Origin of the sequence: Lachnoclostridium sp. (assembly GCF_031997925.1) — a bacterium.
Taxonomy (GTDB): Bacteria; Bacillota; Clostridia; order Lachnospirales; family Lachnospiraceae; genus Lachnoclostridium.
Genome location: NZ_DAMADT010000028.1, coordinates 51,556 through 59,752 on the forward strand (window position 1 = coordinate 51,556; position 8,197 = coordinate 59,752).

The following is an 8,197-nucleotide window of genomic DNA, read 5'->3' on the forward strand; positions in this document are numbered from 1 at the left end:
AACATCCTACAAATCTTAGATTTATCAGGCATTCCAATCTATGCAAAAGATAGAACAGAGGAGGATCCAATCGTGATTGGTGGTGGTCCATGTTCCTATAATCCAGAACCGATTGCAGATTTCTTTGATATGTTTTACATCGGAGAAGGAGAAACCGTATACGATCAGGTACTAGATGCATATAAGGAGAACAAGGCAGCAGGTGGCAGTAGAGCAGACTACTTAAAGCGTGTTGCACAAATTGAGGGTATCTATGTGCCAGCTTTCTATGAAGTGTCTTATAAGGAGGATGGAACCATTGCATCTATGACTCCGAATAATGAGTATGCGAAAGATAAGGTTAAGAAACAGGTAGTGATGAATGTTAGTGATACGTATTATCCTAGAAAACCGCTAGTACCTTATATTAAATCAATTCAGGATCGTGTGGTACTTGAAATTCAGCGTGGATGTATTCGTGGATGTCGTTTCTGTCAGGCTGGTATGTTATATCGACCAACAAGACAAAGAGACGTTGATTATTTAAAAGACTTAGCAAAAGATATGATAGAATCCACAGGACATGAAGAAATATCTCTTAGTTCTTTAAGTTCCAGTGATTATGATAAGCTTCAGGAACTCGTTTATTTCTTAATCGATGAGTTTAAGAAGAACGGTGTGAATATTTCTCTTCCATCTCTTCGTATTGATGCGTTCGCACTTGATGTTATGAGCAAGGTACAGGATATCAAAAAGAGTAGCCTTACCTTTGCACCAGAGGCAGGTTCTCAGCGTCTTCGTGACGTAATTAATAAAGGACTCACCGAAGAAGTGATTTTAAAAGGAGCGATGGATGCATTCCTTGCGGGATGGAATAAAGTGAAACTTTATTTTATGCTAGGTCTTCCAACGGAAACAATGGAAGATATTGAAGGAATTGCTACGATTTCCAATCAGATAGCAAGAGAATATTATACCATACCAAAAGAAGAGAGAAATGGTAAAGTGCAGATTACTGCAAGTACCTCTTTCTTTGTTCCAAAGCCATTTACCCCATTCCAGTGGTCAAGAATGGTAACCAGAGAAGAATACCTAGAAAAGCAGCGTTTCTTAAATGGTAAGATGAAAGAACAATTAAATTATAAGAGTATTCGTTACAATTGGCATGATGCAGAGGTTACGATTCTTGAAGGTATATTTGCACGAGGTGATCGTAAAATTTCGAAATCCATTTACGATGCATATCAAAAGGGATGTATTTACGATGCTTGGTCTGAGTATTTTAAATATGATACCTGGATGGAAGTATTTAAGGAAAATGGCGTAGATATCCCATTCTATACGAGCAGAGAGCGTGAAGCTGATGAAATTTTCCCTTGGGACTTTATTGATATTGGTGTTACGAAGAAATTCCTTCGTAAAGAATATGATCGTGCAGTAGAAGAAACGGTAACCCCAAACTGTAAGATGTCTTGCTCTGGCTGTGGTGCAGCGACTTTTCAAGGTGGAATATGCTTTGAGGCCCATACAGGAAACAACAATATAAATTGCTAAGTTTTCTACATTGTTTCAAGTATAAAAATGCCATATACGCAAGCATTTTCACATCTGAAACAGTAGAGAACTAAAGTTCAATTTATATAGTTTATTGATAGGAAGGGATTAATCAAATGAAAGTAAGAATAAAATTTTCGAAATATGGTGTGGTAAAATTTATCGGCCACTTAGACGTAATGCGCTATTTTCAAAAAGCTAATAGACGAGCAGGAATCGATATAGCTTATAGCCAGGGTTTTAATCCGCATCAGATCATGTCTTTTGCAGCACCGCTTGGTGTTGGTTTAACCAGTGATGGCGAGTATGTGGACGTTGATTTTAATGTGATTGAAACTGAGGAAGCTATTATAAAGAGTTTAAATGCCGTTATGAATGAAGGATTTGCGGTAACAGAAGCTAAGATTTTAAAAGAGCCTTTACCAAATCAGAAGAGAGAGACAGCGATGTCACTTGTGGCAGCGGCAGATTATTTAGTCTCCTTAAAAGATGGTTATGAGTTAAAGAAAGAAAATGGGCAAATACTAGATAAAGATGAGTTTCATAAATTATTTGATGAGTTCTATCGTCAGAATCAGATCGTAATCAATAAAAAGACAAAGAAGAGTGAAAAGGAAATGGACATCCGTCCTTATATTTTCCTTTATGGAATCACAGAAGAAGAATTTCTTTCCGCAGGAAAAGAACTTAAGGTTACGAATTCAGTGAATGGAATAGAACATGCAGATACTTATGAAAATGGCATTCGTGTGTTTTTATGCTTAGCAACAGGAAGTGTAATTAACATAAAACCTGAGCTTGTCATGGAAGCATTTTGTGAGAAACATGGCATTAAATTTGAAGCATATGCATTTCAATATCACCGTATGGAGACTTATGCAAATGTTGCTGACCACGGAAAAACTATTGAAGAAATGATTCTAGCTGTGGAACAAAAAGAATCCTATGCATTAAAGCTTGATCCATTAGGTAAAGTAGGAATAATGTAAGGTAAAGGAAGGCTTATTATGAGTGGTAAACTGATTGTTACGAAAATGGATGATAACATTGTGACTGCATTATATGAAGGCAATCAGATGATTCAGGTAAATGTCGACCGTGAGGAAGAGGTATCATCTCTTGGTAATATTTATATTGGTAAAGTTAAAAATATAGTAAAAAACATCAATGCTGCATTTGTAGAAATATCAGATAAGAAGATGTGCTATCTACCTCTAGCCGATGTTGTAAATCCCATTTTTACGAATGGGAAGTCAAGCGATAAGGTAAATATTGGAGACGAATTAGTGGTGCAAGTAATTAAAGAAGATATTAAAACAAAGGCTCCAGTTGTAACTACAAGTATTTCTTTCACTGGAAAATATGTAGTTCTGATGCATGGAACAAAAACAATTGGAATCTCTACAAAGATTGGTTCGGAACAGAAAAGAAAGAGCTTAAGAAGCTTGGTTTCACCTCTCCTTGGAGAACAGTATGGTTTTGTGTTAAGAACCAATGCGATGGAAGCAGAGGATGGTTTGATTGTGGAGGAAATAGAGCAGTTAAAGAATCAATACGACCGCATCTTAACCTATGGAATCTATAGAAATCGTTTTTCGCTTCTTTATAAGACCTTACAACCATTTTTATGTGCGATTCGAGATGGTTTTGCCAAGGACTTAGAAGCTATCATTACAGACGATTTATCTTTATATGATGAAATCAAAGAATATCTGACGGAGCATCAGAAAGAAGATATTGAGAAGCTTACATTCTATCAAGATAAGTTATTAGCACTTTCAAAACTTTATAGTATTGAAACAAAACTATCCCGTGCGCTACGAGAAAAAGTTTGGCTTCCATGCGGCGGTTCCTTAATTATTCAGCCAACGGAAGCTTTAACAGTAATCGATGTGAATACTGGTAAGGCAGTATCAAAGAAAAAGAACGTTCAGGAAACATTTTTAAAGGTGAACTTAGAGGCAGCGGAAGAAATAGCTGCGCAGATTCGTCTGCGAAATCTCTCAGGAATTATTATTGTTGACTTTATCGATATGATATCGGAGGATGCGAAGACACAGTTACTAAGAGTATTTGAAGAATATCTAATAAAAGATCCAATAAAAACAACCTTAGTGGATATGACTGCCCTAAACCTTGTAGAGATTACAAGAAAGAAGGTACGAAAGCCTCTTCATGAACAAATGAAGCATACTGAACTTGCGGTATGCGAAGAGGAATGATCAGGAATGGTGAAATAAATGAAAATTACAAATGCTATGCGTATGCTAACTCAGGCTGGAATTGAATACAAAGCGATGGAATATGAAGTGGAGGAAGATCATCTTGCTGGAGTCCATGTTGCGAATCAAATAGGGATGCCTGTGGAACAGGTATTTAAAACCCTAGTGGCACATGGGGAGAAAAAGGGATATCTCGTCTTTTGTATTCCGGTAGCAGAAGAACTTGACCTAAAAAAGGTCGCAAATTTGATTGGAGATAAGAAAATCGAGCTTGTTCCTGTAAAAGATCTTCTTGGTCTTACTGGATATATTCGTGGTGGTTGCTCTCCAATTGGTATGAAAAAGAAGTTTCCAACCTACGTAGATGAAACAGCAATTCTTTTTGATGAAATTACGGTAAGTGCTGGGGTGCGTGGCTGTCAGTTATTAATACCAAGAGAAGAACTCATAGAGTTTTTGCAGGCAAATCTTAGTGATTTAACGGTTGAATAGATTGTTTGGTTTGTTTTTTGTTATTTTATATAAGTTATATAAAGTGTGTTGCTAGAAAACAACTATAAGGGTGCTTTCACAAAATAGATGGGTAATCAACTCTATTCTGTAAAAGCACCCTTATTTTAATTTGGCACTCCTTTCACATACATATAATTTGAGTCATACTCTATATTAAAAGTTAGATCTTCTAATAAGAATTCCTTTCATATAATGTGAGTCATTATGTGTATGATATATGAGCATTTTTTCCTCTTCTGTACATCCTATCAGAATCTTAATTTCGGAATCCTTCTTAAACAAATCAACAGTACATATGATGGAATCAATGATGGGCTCACCCATGCTACCCCTCCATATATCAATTCCACCACCGTCCATGGAAGAGGTATCTTTTAGATATCCATAATCAACATGATAAATAAAATCAGGGTATTTGGGATGCACGGTGCCTTTCGGTCTATCGATAATGATTTCAGAAGAAGAAACTAATTCATAGAGTGCATTCCAGAAATCTTCATTGTATTCCATATGCTACGTCCGGTAATATAAAAATGCGTATCATATAGTAATTACTTTAGATACTGTAAAATGAAGCTGTGTTATTTTCAGCTGGTTTATAATCAAAGAAATGGATTGGGTTTATGGAAAGACCCTTATCTATTTTCCTTTTAATTTTAATTTATGTACAAATTTTTTTAGTATAAAATAAATTAATAACCTCTTATTATATCAGAATAAATCATAGATACAATCTCATCTAGGCTTAATTCTTTTCGTATTATTTTCTCTTTTATAATTCCTATATAATCTTTTTCCATCCACCACTTTCTCATCTCAGCTTCCCCAAAATCATTACAATTTGGTTTTTTCATATGTCGGATTAACGTTTCTTCAAATGGTAAATCAAAATAATAAGCGTAAATATTATTATCATATTCTGATAGTAACGTAGTAAATAATCCTTGATACCATGTTGCATTTAAAATCCCTTCAATGATTACAACTTCGCAATTTTTTCTTCCATATGCTGCAAGGTCTATTAAAAGAGGAATTGCTTTCGTATCGATTCCATCCTTTACATATAAAAGTTCTCTTCTGATTACGTCTTGTGAAATTAGCATTGTTCCATAACCAAACTTTTTTTGTAAAGCTTTTGCGGTTGTCGACTTTCCACTTCCGGAATTGCCCCTAAGTATAATTAACTTTGTATGGCTACTCATTTATAATAACCACCTCCAGGTTCTATTTTAGATAAGTTAGATAGGAATCATTCCAAAGTTGAACTTCTATATAACGATTGTTTTTATTAAGGTCATTAAGAAATGAAGAAATATCTTGTGACTTCTCTAGTAAAAAATCATGTAACATATCTTTGTTGAGCGGTTCTAATCTATTATCGGAATCTATAATGCCCATACTATCGCCAATTGTAAAGCTTATCTCTGTTTGTGAGATATCATCTAACAAAAGCTGAGTCTTTCTCCCGTTTTTATACCATGAATCTAAATATGTACTTTCTCCTAAGACAAAATATAAAGGACTTGAGTTTTTAGGTTTCCCTCCTAATTTTAGAAAACTATCGTATAACCATTTTTCTGTACGCACTCTTTTCTTGTAATAACCGGGAAAATCACTTTTTTGGAATCTACTAAATGAAGTAAAAGAAGATTCTACATGCTGTGATAAGTCAGTAGCAAGGAGAAATGCCTCGCTTTCGGTTAACTGAGTAAGGTTATGAAATGGTTTACACCGCTTATCACAGTAATTTGTTATGTAAAGGTCAGGATACATGATTTCCTTCTTTCTAACGCGTCATTGTAGCGTTTGTTTGATAACAATGGAGTTAGTGACTAATAAGATGATAGTTATGTTTTGATGATTTTCCTTCGATAGATTTTTAGTGACAGCTTCAAGGAAGCAGTAAATTTCAATGATATAATTATACTGTTTTGCATGAAAAATTGCTATACAATCAGTGTTAATAATAGGCTATTTCATTTAGTATTAATCTTAAAATTCCGATATATCTAATTTAAGTGTATACCAACTCAGTTTGTATAACCCAGTTTACATAACCCCTTCAAAACCTAATGTTCCTTGAAATACAAGGAAATCTTATTTGAATAACAATCTGCTATATAGTAAAATTAATACAATTAGTGAATCCTCATACAGTTATTTAAATAAATACTAATTATTATAGGAGAATTTACTTTCGCTTAACATAACAAGGGAGCATGTTAGATTTTTAAGTAATAACAAATATCTTTTTGATTAAATAATAAATGAAATCTAGGAGAATTATGATGATTAAAAAAGCTACCCAAGAAGAGTTACATACATTAGCGCAATTGGCTATTTTATTATGGCCAGACCATACATTAGACGAGTTAGAGGATGAGTTTTTGGAGTATATTGAGAAGGAAGATGCTACTTTTTATATTGCATATAAAGATAATATATCGGTAGGGTTTGCACAATGCCAACTAAGATACGATTATGTGGAAGGTACCTCTAGTAGTCCAGTGGGATATGTGGAGGGAATCTTTATCAAAAAAGAGTATAGAAATCAAGGGTATGCTAGTAGGCTTTTAAAAGAATGTGAGAACTGGGCTAAAACTCTAGGCTGTGAGGAATTTGCTAGTGACTGTGAACTTAGTAATCAGGATAGTTTAGCATTTCATTTAACAGTTGGGTTTGAAGAAGCAAATAGAATCATTTGTTTCACAAAAAAGCTGTAGAGTTAGCTTAAAGTAACAAAAGGTTAGAGAACCAACAGCTACATCCATACTAAAAAACTAATATTTTGCTTTACTTGCACGGAAAGTGAAGATATAAATCGTTATATTAGTGAAAGGAGGGAAAGCATGATAAACACTATAGATCAAATCGATGCTGTGATAGAAAAATATTCTGATATGATCATAAGAATTGCTTATCAGAATTTAAAGAATCAGGCTGATGCTGAAGACGTAGCTCAAGAAGTTTTTTTAAAACTGATGAGAGAAGAGGAATTTAAAGACGGAGGAATACTATGCTCTTGCAAGCGTATTGATAGAGAAGGTTTATCAAGGACAAAGTCAGGTAGATGATATTATCGTGATAAAACACTAGAGAACAATAAATAAGAATATAATCTTTGATCAATAATAATGAATTTACACTTAAAATAGAGAGTAAAACACTGAGTAATGATACTATATTTCAATGTTTTATAGGTTTTAAGATTTTAAGTGAGTAAATTCATTATTATTGACTTAATTAATACCATATAGTACTATATTATATAGAACGGAGGTGAGGACAATAAGAAAAACTGATGGCGGTTTTTTAATATCACAGATGAAGCAAGTTGGCAGTAGAATCTTCGAAAAACTACTAGAAGATGCGGGTGTGGATGCTTTTAACGGTGCGCAGGGACGAATTCTTTATGTGCTGTGGCAGTCAGATAATATTCCAATTGTAGAACTTGCTCGAAAAACAGGGCTTGCGAAGACAACTCTTACTAGTATGCTTGACCGTATGGAAAATGCCGGACTTGTCACCCGTGTATTTGATAAATGCGACCGTCGGCAGATACGCATTACCATAACCGAAAATGCTCGAGCATTAAGTGATGAGTACGAAAAGGTATCGATGAAGATGAACGAAATTTATTATGCTGGTTTTACAGACGAGGAGATCATAGCCTTTGAAAACACACTGCGGAGAGTGCTCGATAATCTAAATGAGAGGGAGCGAACAACATGACGGAACAAATTAAAAATGAAATTAATTTATTAGTTGAAAATGCAAAAGTAGCATATGTTTCATCCGTTGACGGGAATGGATATCCCAGTATAAAAGCCATGCTTTCATTACAATATGATGATTTATTTACACATTACTTCTCTACCAATTTATCCTCGCGCCGTACACAACATTTTTTGCACAACTCGAAGGCATGC

The 8,197-nt window shown here is 34.5% G+C and carries 10 protein-coding genes and 1 pseudogene; 8 read left to right on the forward strand and 3 right to left on the reverse strand.

Annotation, left to right across the window (positions count from 1 at the left end):
• From RTP52_RS15730 to ybaK, 4 genes are all read left to right on the forward strand, one after another.
• On the forward strand, nt 1-1,533 hold a 1,533-nt coding region (locus tag RTP52_RS15730), incomplete at its 5' end, for a TIGR03960 family B12-binding radical SAM protein (protein ID WP_312372408.1).
• 116 nt (nt 1,534-1,649) lie between these two features.
• Entirely contained in the window at nt 1,650-2,522 is an 873-nt protein-coding gene (locus RTP52_RS15735) for a TIGR03936 family radical SAM-associated protein (RefSeq protein ID WP_312105155.1), read from the forward strand.
• An 18-nt stretch (nt 2,523-2,540) separates the two neighbouring features.
• Nucleotides 2,541-3,755, forward strand: coding sequence for a ribonuclease E/G (locus RTP52_RS15740; protein ID WP_312105153.1), 1,215 nt, complete (start codon nt 2,541-2,543; stop codon nt 3,753-3,755).
• Nucleotides 3,756-3,773: 18 nt separating this feature from the next.
• Nucleotides 3,774-4,247: a Cys-tRNA(Pro) deacylase gene (gene ybaK / locus RTP52_RS15745; protein WP_312105151.1), complete on the forward strand. Its 474-nt coding sequence runs from the start codon at nt 3,774-3,776 to the stop codon at nt 4,245-4,247.
• Between the two features lie 174 nt (nt 4,248-4,421).
• Here the strand turns inward: ybaK and RTP52_RS15750 are convergent, their stop codons facing one another.
• From RTP52_RS15750 to RTP52_RS15760, 3 genes are all read right to left on the reverse strand, one after another.
• The gene (locus RTP52_RS15750) at nt 4,422-4,778 is read right to left on the reverse strand and encodes an inorganic pyrophosphatase (protein WP_312372409.1); all 357 of its coding nucleotides are present in this window, start codon (nt 4,776-4,778) and stop codon (nt 4,422-4,424) included.
• A 182-nt stretch (nt 4,779-4,960) separates the two neighbouring features.
• A complete protein-coding gene (locus RTP52_RS15755; RefSeq protein ID WP_312105145.1) occupies nt 4,961-5,470 on the reverse strand; it encodes a kinase in 510 nt (169 codons plus the stop codon).
• 22 nt (nt 5,471-5,492) lie between these two features.
• Nucleotides 5,493-6,041 carry a hypothetical protein gene (locus RTP52_RS15760; RefSeq protein WP_312105142.1) on the reverse strand — a complete coding sequence of 183 codons (549 nt, stop codon included), beginning with the start codon at nt 6,039-6,041 and terminating at the stop codon, nt 5,493-5,495.
• Nucleotides 6,042-6,553: 512 nt separating this feature from the next.
• On the opposite strand from RTP52_RS15760, the gene aac(6') reads away from it, so the two are divergent.
• The 4 genes and pseudogenes from aac(6') to RTP52_RS15780 all read left to right on the forward strand — a co-directional run.
• Complete coding sequence (gene aac(6'), locus RTP52_RS15765; protein WP_312372411.1) at nt 6,554-6,991, forward strand: aminoglycoside 6'-N-acetyltransferase; 438 nt, start codon at nt 6,554-6,556, stop codon at nt 6,989-6,991.
• Nucleotides 6,992-7,117: 126 nt separating this feature from the next.
• Nucleotides 7,118-7,342, forward strand: a complete 225-nt coding sequence (locus RTP52_RS15770) for an RNA polymerase sigma factor (protein WP_312106939.1) — start codon at nt 7,118-7,120, stop codon at nt 7,340-7,342.
• Nucleotides 7,343-7,592: 250 nt separating this feature from the next.
• Nucleotides 7,593-8,000, forward strand: a complete 408-nt coding sequence (locus RTP52_RS15775; RefSeq protein ID WP_312372414.1) for a MarR family transcriptional regulator — start codon at nt 7,593-7,595, stop codon at nt 7,998-8,000.
• Nucleotides 7,997-8,197 (forward strand): annotated as a pseudogene (locus tag RTP52_RS15780) (pyridoxamine 5'-phosphate oxidase family protein); the annotation flags it as partial. The gene RTP52_RS15775 and the pseudogene RTP52_RS15780, both read left to right, overlap by 4 nt.

Coding starts and splice junctions, on each gene's coding strand:
- RTP52_RS15735 (WP_312105155.1), top strand. CDS start 1,650: ATGAAAGTAAGAATAAAATTTTCGAAATATGGTGTGGTAAAATTTATC.
- RTP52_RS15740 (WP_312105153.1), top strand. CDS start 2,541: ATGAGTGGTAAACTGATTGTTACGAAAATGGATGATAACATTGTGACT.
- ybaK (WP_312105151.1), top strand. CDS start 3,774: ATGAAAATTACAAATGCTATGCGTATGCTAACTCAGGCTGGAATTGAA.
- RTP52_RS15750 (WP_312372409.1), bottom strand. CDS start 4,778: ATGGAATACAATGAAGATTTCTGGAATGCACTCTATGAATTAGTTTCT.
- RTP52_RS15755 (WP_312105145.1), bottom strand. CDS start 5,470: ATGAGTAGCCATACAAAGTTAATTATACTTAGGGGCAATTCCGGAAGT.
- RTP52_RS15760 (WP_312105142.1), bottom strand. CDS start 6,041: ATGTATCCTGACCTTTACATAACAAATTACTGTGATAAGCGGTGTAAA.
- RTP52_RS15770 (WP_312106939.1), top strand. CDS start 7,118: ATGATAAACACTATAGATCAAATCGATGCTGTGATAGAAAAATATTCT.
- RTP52_RS15775 (WP_312372414.1), top strand. CDS start 7,593: ATGAAGCAAGTTGGCAGTAGAATCTTCGAAAAACTACTAGAAGATGCG.